The organism is Planctomycetota bacterium, from assembly GCA_016207825.1.
Taxonomy (GTDB): domain Bacteria; phylum Planctomycetota; class MHYJ01; order JACQXL01; family JACQZI01; genus JACQZI01.
This window is the reverse complement of the sequence record JACQZI010000023.1, coordinates 19,215-33,824: the sequence shown is the minus strand read 5'-3', so window position 1 is coordinate 33,824 and position 14,610 is coordinate 19,215. Positions and strand designations below refer to the sequence as shown.

Here is a 14,610-nt window from a genome sequence, read left to right as displayed (position 1 = left end):
CAGGTTTTATTGTGAACGCAGTCTAATATATCGAAAGGCAGATGAAGATGACAGAAGTGGCTAATATTAATTTGATGATGGAAAATATTTTTTATGAACTTTTATCGTAATTTTTCGTTTATATATACAGGTTGTCTTTTCTTGACCTTGGTCGTTTGGGGATATTAAATTAGGAGTGATTTATGAAACACTTCCGATTCGTGATTCCGATTCTCGGCATTCTTCTTTCTTTTCCCTGGGCGCTAAATTCGGAAGAATTGCCCCTCCCGGAAAATTATACGGTTGAGAACGCTTCTTATAACATCGCGGTAAACAATGGGCTTAACAAAGCCACCCTTTCGTTTTCCCTGAAGATAACTGTCCATACCGATAAATGGTGTGAAATCAAACTTGCTTCAACCCGCTACCAGGTTTCTTTAGCCGCCGTTCCAAAACTGTGCATCCTGACCAAGGATAATAAACAGCACAAACTGCTTTTCCAGAAGGCAGGGGCGTATAATATATCCGGGACCATTCCGCTCAAGGTTGAAAAAGAAAATGAAGCGTATAAGCTGGTCGCCCCGGTCATCCCGGCAACTTTTGCTTCGACAGAGATAACCATGCCGGGAACCAATCTTGGGATACAGCTTAAGCCGGATATGCTTTACCGAAAGAAAGAAAAAGGTAAAGCCACCGTCATCACTTTCAATTCGGAAACGACCGATGAATTCACCGTTTTATGGGGTGACAGGGAAATCATGGAACAGCGCCTGGACGGCATCTTGCTTGATAGCACGATGTTTGCTTCCGTCGAAAACGGGTTGATAACAACGGATACATCCCTGGATTTTAACATCACGAACCGGTTTCTCTCTCGGATTTCCCTTCTGCTTACAGGCAAGACGACTCTATTAAAAGTGGAGGGAGAGAATCTTAACCGTTGGTTCATCGAAAAGGGCGCCGACGGCGATATTCTCAACGTATTTCTCCATAACGCGGTCTCCGAGGGCAGGTATTCTTTACGGCTTGTTACGGAAACCCCGTTCGAATTCGATAAGCCAACCCGCATCCAGCCGATTAAAGAATCTAATATCCCGAAACAAAACGGCTTGTTATTAATCAGTGTTGCCAAAGACCTTGATATGACAATTGATGAAACCGATAATTTGCAGCAAATAGATGTCCGAGCAGTCAATCGCCGGGCGAATATGGCTTATCGGTGGGAAAACCCTTCGGCGCAATTGACCGCTTCCATTTCCCAAAAAGTGCCGCGTGTCTATGCTAAAATAGAAATGCTCCATACGCTGAAACCTTCTTTTGTCATCGCCCGCGTAAAAACGTCATGGGAAATAAAGAATACCGGCATCAATGCGGTTGCCATGCAGATACCGGAAAACTTTTCGGTCATCTCGGCCGACGGGCCGGCGGTCAAAACCTATTATTTCAAAGATAAAGTCCTCAAGGTATTATTCAACGGGTTCCTTTTGGGAAACATCGATTTTACCGTAGAATTACAGAGTCCCTGCCGGATTGGAGAACCGTTCGTCCTGGAGCCCATTATTCCCGATAATGTAATCGGGTTTGAAACGGCATTGGCGGTAAAACCGGACAACCTGGAAAGCAAAATCGAATCAATCCAGCGGATGAATCAGCTGTCGCCGGAACAATTACCGGGCTGGCTTAAAGATGCCAACCCGGCTTTTGCCTTCCAATCAAACCAAAACGACTGGCAGGTAAAACTCATTAATTCATTATTAAAGCCGGAAGTCGAACTAGCGGTTTATGAACATCTCTATAAGACGGAAAACACATTGTCGCGGGAAACACAGTTGGATTTTATGGTCAGGAAGGAAGCCCTTTTCAACCTGGATATTGTCATGCCGGATGATTTTGCCCCCGCGCAGGTTAATTCCAGCGGCCTTAAAATATGGGAATATGATAACAGTTCGCATACCCTCAAAATAACCTTTACCCAGGGCATCAAAGACAGGCATACCGTAAAAATAACTTCTTCCCCGGCAAGCCGGGAAACAACGGATACACTGGCCATTTCCCCGTTAAATATCAGGGCGCCTTTAAAGAAAATTGCCACCTACCTGGCAATATCAACCGGGCCGGGCGTTTCTCTCAAGATAAGCGGCTCCTTACATAATATTAGCGAATTGAGTATTGATAAACTGCCTCTCCAGGTATTAAGCCTGGCTAACCAAGCGCCGTTGGGTTTGGCTTTTTACAGCCTGCTGCCGGATTGGTCGGTTGGGCTGGCGGTAATTTCCGAGCCCGTCCAGATTGATGCGGTCGTTTCCACTGCCCTGGCCATTCGCCCGGGACAGCTGCGCGCTTTTAATTTGGTTGATTATTCTGTCAAGGGGTTGCGGTCGGTAAATTACTTCCGGGTAAAATTGCCTCCGGGGACGCTCAATCCGGAATTCCGAGGGGAATATATCCGGAACATGGAAGAAAAAGACGGCGTCTGGGAAATAAAACTCAGGCAGAAAGTCGGCTCATACCGCTTGGTTGTGGTTTATGAAAAAGCACTGACCGTGGAGCCCGAAAGTGCGGAATTTTCGCCGCTTCAGCCCGTTAACGCTTCCCTAAACCAAAGCACCGTCGTGCTTGCCTCCGATAACCCGCGTGACGAGGTGAGCATCACGGAAAAAGAAAACGTGCAGGTAAGCAACACCACCGAAATGAAAATAGCCGATGATATCCTGGCGTGGCTGCCCACCCAGCCGGTTTATTTCGTTTCTTATGCCTCGGAAAAAGCGCGCCTCAAGCTGAAGGTTACCGCCCACGAACTTAACCAGACACTCCTGGCAAAGATATACGACAGCAACCTCTATTCCCGCCTGCACGATAACGGCGAACTGATTACTTATTTCCACATGAAAATAGAAAACAAGGGAAAACAGAACCTCACGGTCACACTGCCTTCCGGGACGATTCTCTGGGGTGCTTATCTCAATGATAAACCGGTCAAGCCGACCAGGAAAGAAACCGGCAAATTGCTCATTCCCCTTATGGCGGAAAAAACAGCCGAAACCCCGCCTGAAGGCCAGTTGGCTTCCTTGGTGGTCGTTTATATCCAGGATATCAAGAAATTATCCGGCATGAAAAAACTATCGCTTTCCATGCCCCAGACAGATTTGAATATCAATAATGCCGCCTGGCATTTGTTCCTGCCTTCCGGTTATTATCTTACCAGCCAGTCCGGCAATATGGACCTTGTCCTGGAAGACCGGTTCATGGGAGAGCCAAGCCTTGCCGGCATCGTTGGAAGCAGCGCCCTTTCTTTCATCCGCAAGGCATGGGCTGCCATCCCGCCCATTGCCAAGCGTCTTGCTTTTTACCTGTTATTGTTCCTGGCTTTTATCGTCGTTGCAATCATTATCCTCAAAATCCTGCGCGCCGTCATCTCACGCCTGCATATCAAATTACAGCCGCTGTTAAGATGGGCGGTATTTGCCCCGGCCGCCACGGTGGTTTTATTCTGGCTCTTTTACATCTTTATATCGTCTTCTACGGTGGGAATGAAAAAGTCAGCGGAATCAAATAAAATATATGCCGTTAAATCGGTGCAATTTCCGTATGCCAATAATGCGCCGCCTCATGATGATTCTCTGGGGATGGACCTTCCCCGTGATATAATTACCGAATCTGCTCCTGTCTGGAAAGATGCTGAAGAAACCAAGCGTTCTGAAACAGCCGATAATGAAGACCTTTCTCTCATGAATATGGAATCGAGGAAAGATGAACGCTACCAAAAGGTAAAAGAAAGATTGACCAAGCGTGGTGACCTGAAAGAACTGGAGGAAATGGAAAAAAAGGTTGATGAATATAAGTCCTTATCAGGCGAGTCGTCGGAAGGCGATTCATACGATTTCGTATCGGACAAGCCGTTGAAGGGAAAAGGAGTTAATGATACGATGGGGGTAGGCAGTGGTTCGTCACCAAGAGGGGGCAGGCGCAGGCTTCCCTCTCCGCCTGTATCTAAACCCGAGCCTTCACCCCAGCCGCAGGCAACGCCGGTTCCTCTCTTGCCGCCGGACGGCTCAACCGCTACCTTGCCTTTGCCGGTTGAAGCGCCTTCACCTTCAGATGTATACCAGCCTAAAGTGCAATCCGGCTGGCTGGAAACGCCGCAATCGCCCCAGGTGTTTTCCCGCACCCGCCAGGGGAGGAGCAAAGGCGCCTTGGCTATTTCCGTTTCCCTGCCGATTCACCAAACGGATTATTACCGTTTCCAATCCACTTATTTGGGGAAAGCCATCGCAACCATTTCGTTTACGACGCTTTCCACCTCCATGATATTATTCCTGCAATTGCTCATATGCCTCTTGATGGCAGGTGCCGCCTTGTTCCTGGTTCCACGTTATAATCCTCTTCACGTAATAGTCGGACTGGCCGGCGCAATCATTCTTCTCTTCATTGCCCAATCGGTTGCCGGGGGATTTGCCCATGAATTCCTGCGGACCGCTTTTTGGTTCGCCATCATCCTGGGCGCTTCTATTGCATTAATCTTGGGTAAAAAACTTTTATCTCTGAATCGTCAATAATTATTATAGGAGGTGTGTTATGGAAACGAGGAAAAAAAGATGGGCCGCGGTTTTAGGGCTATGGGTTGTTTTGCCGTTCTTGATATTGAACCTGTTATGGGCGGGCGACCCGCCGGCGCCGGTCCCGCCGCCTAAGCCGGCTACCTCATACGTCATTTCCAATATGGAAACCTCCGGCACGGTCTCCGGTGAACTGGCTAATTTCAAGACCACTATTTCCGTTTCCATCCTGGAAGATGGCTGGCGTTCGATAGAACTGTTTCCCTCGGATGCCTCGCTCACCTCGTTCAAGGTCCGCAAAGGTAATGCCAAGGAGATTATCCTTAACCGCCAGCAGGATACTTATTTCCTGATGGCCAATAAAAAAGGCGATTACGTCCTGGAATTCGAGCACGTCGCCCGTTTACGCAGTGAAAAACTGGGTAATTCCGTCAATGTCTTTTTCATCCCCGCCGCAAACGCCTCGGTCCGGATGGTGCTCCCCATGAAAGACGCCAAGGTATCCGTTTCACCCGAAGTGAATTTCGGCGTCCTTCCCAGCAAGGGCAATACCACCGAGGTCATGGTCTTTAACACCGTTTACCCGGCAGTGACCGTTTCCTGGTCCACGGTCGAAACCGAGCGCCTCTTCGTGCCGACCCATTTCGCCGAGCAGCGGACCGTTTACACGGTCAGCAAAGGGAATATCCGGGTAGAATCTTTCATAGATTACAGCATCCTGATAGGCGAAATAGACCGCTTTGAAATCGCCCTTTCCGAAGACCTCAATATCATCGACGTGGTCGGCGATAAAATAAAGAAATGGGATACCCGCGACGACCCCAAAGAGGGCAAAGTCCTGGTTGTGGAAACTTCCGGCGGCATGGCTAAGGCATATTCTATCCAACTCATCCTGGAAAAGACGCTTGAAGCCCTGCCTATTTCATTTACCCCGCCTAAAATAAAACCGTTGGGCGTCAGCCGGGAAAAAGGGTATATCTCCGTCATCTCCAAAAAAGGCATCCGGGTCGAGCCGGGCGCCATGGAAAATATCGCCCAGATAGATATCCAGGACCTGCCTTCCCAGCGGGTGGCGGGCATAGATTTGGCATTCAAATACTTGAAAAGGCCGTTCAACATGACCTTGACCGCCTACGAAATACCGCCCAAGGTCTTTGCAGATATCCTCACCTTAAGCCGCGCTTCCAAAGACAGCATACGTCTGGATACATATATCATGTATACCATCCGGGAATCCGGCGTCTTCCATTTTAAGATACAACTGCCCGAATCCTTGAAGATTATAGATATCAACGGGGAAAATATCAACAACTGGCAGATAAAAGACAATATCCTGACCATAGATCTGCGTTCGCAGGCAGAAGGGCAGTATTACCTGTCGTTAATCACGGAAAAGGCGACCGAAGGCAGCGCCAAAGCCGTCCCGTTCCCCATCATCAAAACCCTGGAAACAGAACGTGAAGAAGGCTACCTGGCCGTTTCCGCCTTGAGCGGCGTGAAAGTGGAATTAGCCTCCTTGAAAAATATCAACCAGATAAATATCCGTGAATTCCCTTTTACGGTAATCAAAGGCGAATCGGATAAGCCGCAGCCTGTGCCCGGCTCGCGCCAGGCACCGCTCCAGGTTCCCCAGCAGCAGGTGCAGAACCAATCGCCCCTGCCGCAGTCGTTCCCCGACCTCGCTTTCCGTTACCTGAAACAGCCTTACGAAATAAACCTGTTCGTAAAAGACATCAAGCCGGAAGTCAATGTGGAGTTCCAGACCATCATCACCATTGACGAACGCAAACTGGAGCTTACCTCGAATGTCATTTACGATATCCGCAAGGCCGGCGTCTTTAACCTGAAACTGAGCCTGCCCAGGACGCTGCATATTACGGAATTGAAAGGCGCGAACGTCGACGATTGGCGCTATGACGAAGCTGCCGAGACGCTTTCCGTGACCTTGGCCACGCGGGTGGAGGGCAATTACCTCCTCCAGCTCAAGGCAGAGCAGATGCTGACAAGCGTGGAAAAAGGAATGGAACTGCCGCGCTTGCAGGCTTTGGACGCCTCTAAAGAACACGGCTACCTGGCATTGAGCGTTGACCCGGTCTTGAGGGTAAAAACCGATTCCTCCAAACTGGCGAAACTTATTGAAATAGACCTGAAAGACCTGCCCCCAACCATGGCCCGGCCCAACCTGACCCTGGCTTATAAATATTACGAATCCGGCTGGACGCTGGCGCTTTTGGTCGAAAAGATTAAGTCCTATATTACCGTGGAAACATTCCACTTTGCTTCGGTGGGGGAATCGCTCATCCACACCAGCGCGACGTTAAAATACGATATCCAGTTTGCCGGCGTTTCCAACTTCAAATTCCAGTTCCCGCCTGAAGCCAAAAACATAGATATTAACGGTGAGAATATCAAGCATAAAGGCAAGGTTGCTGATGATGAAACCGCCTGGACCGTGGAGCTCCATTCACCGCGCCAGGGAACCTTTTACCTTTACGTTACCTTCCAGGTGGAAATGGGCAAGACCGGCGCGGATGGCGCCAGTGAATACGCCCCGCTGAATTATACCGGCATCAAGGTGCTCGATGTGGAACGGGAAACCGGCTACCTGGCATTAGCCGCCCGGGCGGATATGGAACTTTCCAATCCCAAGCCGGAAAACCTCACCCCCCTCGATGAAAAAGAAATACCGGCTTCCTATAAAGTCGGCATAGATTACCCCATCCTCATGGCGTTCCGTTACTTGAAGCACCCTTATGCGCTTACCGCAAATATCAGCCGGCACGAATTCTCCGAAGTCCTGGTTGCCATCGTCGAAGGGTGCCGCTTATCCACGACCATCAGCAAGGATGGACAGCTCATCACCGACCTCTTGTGCAAAATACGCAATACCCGCGAACAATACCTCAGGCTTTATTTGCCGGCGAATACGGAAATCTGGCACGTGCGCGTTGCCGGCATCAATGAAAGCAGTTTCAAGGCCGTGGAAAAAGGCGCTTCCGTCGTCCTCATCCCGATTGCCCAGCAGAGCAAATCCGATAAGCCGTTCGTCGTAAACGTCCGTTACGCCTATAAGATAGATGCCTTCGGCGCCAGCGGGATTATCAACCTGACCTGCCCCTCGATGAATATCCCGGTCATGCGGCTGGGCTGGAGCCTTTCTATCCCGGATAAATACGAGGTGGTCATGAATGCGGGCAATATGGAAAAGGTGGATAGGTTCGAACCGCTAATCGCCCAACTGAATGACGAACAGGCGCCGGCTGTGCAGGTGGAAAATGTCCCGGCGGCAAACGACCAGAAGGAACAGCAGGTTTACCAATTATCAAGCAATACCAGCGCGGTGGAAAACATCCGCTATCCCGCGGGCAAAGGCGGTGATGTTGCTTCCGCTTCCTCCATGTATACGGGCACTATCCCCACCACCACCAAGACCTATTATTACCAGACTCTCATATCTCTGGATATCCCGGCCAATATCTACGCCCATTACCTGAAAAGCGGTTTCAGCCACATGGTGAACGGCCTCTTCGTGATTCTCGCGGTCCTGGTCACTCTGTTCTTGTGGTTCAAGACCGGCGGCGATTCGTGGAAAAAGATGGGCAAGGTTCTTGTGGCGGTCCTGGTAATTTTGGGCATTTCCACCCTGATTGGCGAATCATATAAAACCATATTCAGCATTATCATCTGGGTGCCGGTCATGGTCACCGTGATAATTGCGGTCGCGCTCGGCTTTAAGGAATACTTCGCCGCAAGCTTCCAGCTTAAGCCCAAGGCGGTAAAGTCACCGGCAATGGAAGAATACACCGAACCGGAAGAAGTTAATGAAGAGCCTAAAGAAGAACAGCAGCCGCCTGAAGAAAAACCCAAGGATTAATTATTGAAGGCGTTAAAGCCCTCCGGCTGAATGGTCGGGGGGCAATTACCCCATCCCTTGCTACTGATTCACCCCCCTTCGGCTAAGCGCGGTTCGGCTGAGTCTCACCCGAAGCCCGAAGCGGTCGGGCATCACCGGACGGAGGCGTGGGTGCATCTCCCGCGTGTACCGTTGATAATTCCACGATAAAAGCCGCCCCTCTATCCGTATTATTCTTCGCGCTGATTTTACCGCCGTGTTGGCTGATGATAGATTTGGTGATATTTAATCCCAAGCCGGTTCCTTTTCCGGGTTGCTTGGTCGTAACAAACGGCTCGAAAATATTTCTCATCACTTCCGGTTTGATTCCGGGGCCGGTATCGGAAATACGAACGAGAACCTTGTTGTCCGCCGAGCGTTCATATCTAACAATCAATTCCTTTCGTTCGCTTTTTTCCATGGCTTCGACGGCGTTTTTGACAAGGTTTAGGAATCCCTCAAAAAGCTGGTGGCGGTCACCGTTCACCCGTATGCTTTCTCCGGGTGTGGCCCACTCCGGAATAGCATGATTAAGAACAATATGATGGGCTGTCATTTTAGCCTGCATCGAATCCAGGACGGATTTAACCAGGCCGGCTAAATCAACGGCTTCATGTTTATCGGCTTGTTTTAACTGGCTCAGGGAGTTTTTCTGCCGGCCGGCAACGAGTAGATTTTCCAGGAGCCTGTTTATTTCCTTATGCTGGGCATTGATATTTTCAAGGTCGGATTTGACTTCCCGGGGCAGGTCTGATTTTAAAACCAATTCGACCAAGCCGGTGGCAATGGTCATTTTATTGTTTAAGTCGTGGGTAATCCTCGCGGCCAGGTGCGCCATGGCGGACATGCGTTCATCGGCAAAAAGCCCCTTCCGCAATTTCTTAATCACCCTTTCGCGGTAGATGATGTAAAAGCATAAGAGGACGGTTAGGATGAAAAGGCTTGAAACGAGAATTATAAACGTAGACTGCGCCGCGCCCGAGATGACGTCGTTCCAGATATCCGGCTGGGCAACTACCATGATACAGACAGTGTAAATGATGATGATAACCAAAGCCAGTATCCAGAGAGACCACTCGCTTTTTTCCAGGAGATGCAACTTTGTTGTCGTATTAATTTTGTCTTTCATAACGTCACTCTCCTAATTTACGGTTTTTCACGCACCATATGTTTAAGCCGTTTTCTCAAGGCCGTAAGCGGCAAAAGCCGGTTCACGGCATCGGCCATTAGCCTATGTTTTTATGGGAAGTTTATTGCCGGGCATATTTTCCTCTCCGCGTTGCGGAGCGGGATTAGTCAGATTGTTGCGTATCATTACAAAATAACGGTTATTTGTCAAGTGAAAAATAGTAACGAAATGAAGAGGAGGGAGCGGCGCTGTTCACTGCTTGTTCATTGCTGCTGTTTTACCCTGAGCCTGACGAAGGGAATCCTCTTTCTCTTGACTGGTGCCCGTTTTTACTCTATAGTAATGCGTTTGTGTGAAGTTTCCTGTGTTTAAGAAAGGGATTTACATGAAAAATACGTTGATAATAATATTCTCTGCCTTGGCCATTGCCTGCTACGGCGGCTGTTCCAGCGGCGAAGTCGAAGAAATAACCGCCGGTTCGAGCGCGCTCATCAATCCGGCCGGTATCAAGGATACGGATTTCGGCGCAAGCGGCGTAGTTACCACCGCCGTCCTGGCGCCTTCCTCCGCTCTCAATGCGTTAGGTATCCAGCCGGACGGCAAGATAGTGGGGGGCGGGTCTGCCTATAATGGAGTCAACCAGTTTTTCACCCTGGCGCGCTACACCGCAAGCGGCGCGCTTGACGCGGCATTCGGCACGGCCGGAGTGGTGACCACGACCTTAACGCCGGGCGATGCGTGCAATTCTCTCGCCTTCCAGGCGGACGGCAAGATAGTCGCCGGTGGATACGGCACCGTCGGCGGCGATAATATAATCGACCTGGCGCGTTATACTATTACCGGTGCGCTTGACGCGGCATTCGGCATAAACGGAATCGTTACCACGACCGTCGGGACGTCTTGCTCCTCTAGTGATGTGAAGATACAGGCGGATGGCAAGATTATCCTGGGCGGCACGTCCGCCAGCGGGCTTGATTTTGTCTCTGTCCTGGTGCGCTACACCGCAAGCGGGGCGCTTGACCTAACCTTTGATACGGATGGGGTGGTTACCAGCTCCGTTTTAACCGGGTTCAGGGCTGTGGAAATCCTGCATGACGGCACTATTCTGGCGGCCGGCGGCGGGAACAATAAGTCTATCGGCTTGGCGCGTTACACCATTACCGGGACGCTTGATACGGCCTTCGGCACGAACGGGGTGGTCACCACTACGCTGGGGACCGGAGGCAACGATGATTCCGCCTACGACCTGGCGCTCCAGGATGATGGCAAGATTCTCATTTGCGGATTCACCAAAGGGCCGGCGGCCGAATATTACGGCGTGATTCTTCGCTATAATGCCAATGGGACGCTTGATACGGCCTTCGGCACGAACGGGTCGGTTCTCATCGCCATTCCCACATATACCACTGTCGGATACGCCTCAATCGCCGTGCAGGCGGACGGCAAGATAGTGGTGGGGGGCTTTGCCGGCAGTGCGGCGGTTACCAAATTCCTCCTGGCGCGCTACAACTCCAACGGGACGATTGACAGCGCCTTCGGCACTAATGGCATAATACTGGAGCTAGTCGGTATTCAGGCCAATGGTTATGCCTTGAAAATACAGGCGGACGGCAAGCTGGTAATCGGCGGCTACAGCTCTCCTGACGGCGTCAATTTCTATTTCACCTTGGCCAGGTATGAATAAAGAGGGGGGCGCATCCTGCGGAATCCACTCCCTCTTTTAGCCTCGTAGACTCTTAGCCTCCCGTGGCTTGAAAACCCCCGTCACTGTCAAAGAGAAAATCCACGCATGAATTTCCGCCCGGTGGAAGAAGCAACGTATTATGAATTCACCCGGTTTGACTGTGCTTCAGAAGCACGGATGCGGATGGTCAGGTGCAGTAATTCCAAATCGACCGGTTTATAGATATAATCCAGCGCGCCCAATTCCAGCGCCTGTTGTTTAATCTGCGGGGCAAGCTCTCCGCTTACTACGATTACCCCTAAAGCATTATTAAGCTTTTTGATTTCCTTGAGCGTAACCAGGCCGTCCATGCCGGTTAATTTTATATCCATCAATATTAAATCAGGCTTGAACTCGCCTTTCTTCAATATCTCCAGTGCTTCTTCACCTGAACGGGCATTCCTGACCGTATAACCCTGCCTCAGGAGGAATTTTTCCATAAGCTGCCTGATTTCCGCCTCGTCATCCACGATGATTATGTTCCCGCCTCCCTGTTTGGGCTGTTTGCCGGCCTGGATTGCTTTTTGTTTCTTTATCACCTCATCCATGGTCTTTAAGAGTTTCGGGGCGGAAGAGCCTTTCCTTAAAAAATCGCTCATGCCCATTTTCAGCGCGGCAATTTCCAGGTCTGCTGTCCCGTAACCGGTCAGCATGATGGTCGGCAGGTCCTTATCGAACTCCCGGATTTGCTTAAGTGTCTCCAGTCCGTCCATTCCGGGCATGCGCTGGTCGAGGAGAATGATATCCGGCCGTTGGTTTTTAAGATACTCCAGCGCCGCCGAACCGCTTGGCATGGTCGCCACCTGGTAATTTTCCTTGGTAAGCACCCGGTAAAGCAGGTCCCTTATTTCCGGGTCGTCATCCACGACCAGGACTTTCCTGATGGCGCCTTCTATTTTATGGTCGTCGTTTTCCTCTGTCATAGGATTCAGTTTTCCCCCAAAAATATCTTGGTCAAGACGCACAGTTCCAGGTATTCCATGTTAAAAGGCTTCATGATGTAATCATAAGCGCCCATGGAGACGGATTGTTTCGCGGTTTCCAGTTCCGTATTGCTGCTTATCATGATGACGCCGATATCTTTATGGTTTTCTTTCAGTTTCTTCAGCGCGGTGATGCCGTCCATTCCGGGCAGGTTGATATCCAGCAGCACGAGGTGCGGCTTCCTTTTATCGATTTCTTCCAGCGCTTGTTCAGCCGTCTGGAAAGAGGCGACTTCGTAATCCTTTTTCACCAGGAATTTTTGGAGCAAAGAGCGGACTTCCGCGTCGTCGTCCACGACCATGATGTAATCGCGTTTCGCCTCCCGTTTTTGGGCGAGGCGTTTCGGGTCGATTAGCTTATTGACCGATTCCGTGAAGAGGTTTATGCCCATGTCTTTCCTCAAGAAAGCCTGGACACCGGCTTTTTTAGCTTCCAGTTCGACCAGCTCATCGCCGAACCCGGTCAGCATGATTATCGGCAGGCTTTTATCCCAGGTGCGGATTTTCTTTACGAATGAGAGGCCGTCCATTCCGGGCATTTTCAAATCGACCACGATTAAATCGGGCTTCTCTTTCTCCAGCAATTGCAATGCCTGTTCCGCGCCGACCGCGGTGGTCACTTCATAATCCTTCTTGGCAAGGATGCGGTATAATAACTCCCGGATAGCCAGGTCGTCGTCAATCACCATGACATGAACTTTTTGCATGACCCCTATTGCACCATTTTAGCATATTTTTTGCAAGAAAATACTAATACGCCGTGAGTGATTATCCTAAGATTGGAAAACTTGAGTTATTCAGAAGCCAGGGAGAGTTTTGCCATAATCCGGTTTTTAAGCGCGGTCAGGTCAAAAGGCTTCCTGAAATAATCCACCACCCCGTGCAGGGCGGTTTCTTCCATGATATACGGGTTAATCGCGCTGGACATGACGATGACCGGAATCTCCGGCTTGGCGCTTTTTATTTCCCGGATTAATTCCTGCCCGGTCATCTGGGGCATATTAATATCCGTTATTACCAGGTCAATCCGGTTGTTCTTCCCGTATTCGAGGGCGGCTTGCGGGTTTTCAAAAACGCTCACTTCCCATTTGTGGTTGACCAGGGAATGTTTCAATAGGGCGCAAACATCCGGGTCGTCATCCACTACCATTATCACCGGTTTCGAATAAGGCATAGGCATAAAAATTTACACTATCTTAATAATTGGCGTTTATCAAGTCAAATAAATAAGCGGGTATTAATGTCCCGCACCTACTTTTGTAAAACAACCCTACAACACCTCTACTATAGTTTAGTGCCGGCTCTCGTAAAGTAGGTGCGGGGTCATTGTTTCAAATTACCCATCCCGCTTCTACAATAATCAAACATAATCAAGCGTCCCGACCGAAGCGTCGGGATACTTCCTTTATATTATCCAACCCAATAGGTATACGTTTACTGTGGTTTGTTTCCCGTTCCTTTCCGCGGTGACGAAGACTTTCCTGGTCGGCGTCTTGACGGCCAGCTCCACCTTGCCCGCGTTACAAACCGGATATCCGGTATCCGTTGTTCCCGCCAATAAAGCGGCTCTCACCGCGTAGTAATTGGACGGCCCGCCCACCCAGGCAATCGCGCCGAAGTTCATCACCTGGCCCGCCTGATGCTCCAGCTCGACGAAGATTGCCTTAGCCCCGTCCGGCACAAGCGCGGATAAATCCACCTGCAAGCCGAAATCGTCACTCCCCGCGTTTTGGTAGACCGGCAGGTTCTGGCTGAAATCGACTATCTGCGAGCCGCCAGCTGGTGTAAAAGACAATTTCGCCGGAGTGACCGCCCCGTCTTTTATCTTGTCCGTCTCCACACTGTTTACTGCTAACTTGCTGCTGATTACTGCGCCAGCCGCAATCTTATCCTCCTCCACACAATTGGTGCCTAATTCCGCGGCGACCAAGGGCGGCACAAGAGGCCGGGCGACAGATGGGGGAGTGAAGGAAAGTTTTGCCGGAGTGACCGAGCCATTGGCGATTTTTACCGTGGTCACCGCTCCCGTGGCAATCTTTTCTGTGGTTACTGCTTTGTCTTGTAACCTGGAACCTGTAACTTGTAACTCTCCAATCTTAGCGGTCGTGACTGCACCGGCGGCAATCTTTTCAGCCTTGACCGCGCCGTCGCGCAACTTAGACCCGTAGACCGTGCCATCGGCGATTTTTGAGCCGGTCACCGCGCCGGTAGCGATTTTTTCTGTCTTGACACTTCCGTCTTGTAACTTGGAACTTGTAACCTGCAACTCCCCAATCTTCGGGGTGGTTACCGCGCCGGTTGAGATGTGTTCGGTCTTTACTTCACCTGGATTTAATGCCATAATTCAA

General features: G+C 50.2%; 8 protein-coding genes. 3 read left to right on the top strand and 5 right to left on the bottom strand.

Translation table 11 applies throughout. The annotated features are described in order from the left end of the window. The first annotated feature begins 182 nt into the window (after positions 1–182). Positions 183–4,535: a hypothetical protein gene (locus HY811_08400; protein ID MBI4834821.1), complete on the top strand. Its 4,353-nt coding sequence runs from the start codon at positions 183–185 to the stop codon at positions 4,533–4,535. 19 nt (positions 4,536–4,554) lie between these two features. After that, entirely contained in the window at positions 4,555–8,409 is a 3,855-nt protein-coding gene (locus tag HY811_08395; GenBank protein MBI4834820.1) for a hypothetical protein, read from the top strand. Between the two features lie 82 nt (positions 8,410–8,491). Here HY811_08395 and HY811_08390 read toward each other — a convergent pair whose 3' ends face one another. After that, positions 8,492–9,556: a HAMP domain-containing histidine kinase gene (locus tag HY811_08390; protein MBI4834819.1), complete on the bottom strand. Its 1,065-nt coding sequence runs from the start codon at positions 9,554–9,556 to the stop codon at positions 8,492–8,494. A gap of 385 nt (positions 9,557–9,941) precedes the next feature. Between HY811_08390 and HY811_08385 the strand changes: the two genes are divergently transcribed. Further along, positions 9,942–11,240, top strand: coding sequence for a hypothetical protein (locus HY811_08385; protein ID MBI4834818.1), 1,299 nt, complete (start codon positions 9,942–9,944; stop codon positions 11,238–11,240). A gap of 137 nt (positions 11,241–11,377) precedes the next feature. On the opposite strand, the gene HY811_08380 is transcribed toward HY811_08385, so the two are convergent. From HY811_08380 to HY811_08365, 4 genes are all read right to left on the bottom strand, one after another. Further along, positions 11,378–12,202: a response regulator gene (locus tag HY811_08380; GenBank protein ID MBI4834817.1), complete on the bottom strand. Its 825-nt coding sequence runs from the start codon at positions 12,200–12,202 to the stop codon at positions 11,378–11,380. A 5-nt stretch (positions 12,203–12,207) separates the two neighbouring features. Beyond that, positions 12,208–12,969, bottom strand: a complete 762-nt coding sequence (locus HY811_08375; GenBank protein ID MBI4834816.1) for a response regulator — start codon at positions 12,967–12,969, stop codon at positions 12,208–12,210. 86 nt (positions 12,970–13,055) lie between these two features. Beyond that, positions 13,056–13,442: a response regulator gene (locus HY811_08370; GenBank protein ID MBI4834815.1), complete on the bottom strand. Its 387-nt coding sequence runs from the start codon at positions 13,440–13,442 to the stop codon at positions 13,056–13,058. A gap of 225 nt (positions 13,443–13,667) precedes the next feature. Beyond that, entirely contained in the window at positions 13,668–14,603 is a 936-nt protein-coding gene (locus tag HY811_08365) for a hypothetical protein (GenBank protein ID MBI4834814.1), read from the bottom strand. Positions 14,604–14,610: the final 7 nt, after the last annotated feature.

Coding starts and splice junctions, on each gene's coding strand:
- HY811_08400 (MBI4834821.1), top strand. CDS start 183: ATGAAACACTTCCGATTCGTGATTCCGATTCTCGGCATTCTTCTTTCT.
- HY811_08395 (MBI4834820.1), top strand. CDS start 4,555: ATGGAAACGAGGAAAAAAAGATGGGCCGCGGTTTTAGGGCTATGGGTT.
- HY811_08390 (MBI4834819.1), bottom strand. CDS start 9,556: ATGAAAGACAAAATTAATACGACAACAAAGTTGCATCTCCTGGAAAAA.
- HY811_08385 (MBI4834818.1), top strand. CDS start 9,942: ATGAAAAATACGTTGATAATAATATTCTCTGCCTTGGCCATTGCCTGC.
- HY811_08380 (MBI4834817.1), bottom strand. CDS start 12,202: ATGACAGAGGAAAACGACGACCATAAAATAGAAGGCGCCATCAGGAAA.
- HY811_08375 (MBI4834816.1), bottom strand. CDS start 12,969: ATGCAAAAAGTTCATGTCATGGTGATTGACGACGACCTGGCTATCCGG.
- HY811_08370 (MBI4834815.1), bottom strand. CDS start 13,442: ATGCCTATGCCTTATTCGAAACCGGTGATAATGGTAGTGGATGACGAC.
- HY811_08365 (MBI4834814.1), bottom strand. CDS start 14,603: ATGGCATTAAATCCAGGTGAAGTAAAGACCGAACACATCTCAACCGGC.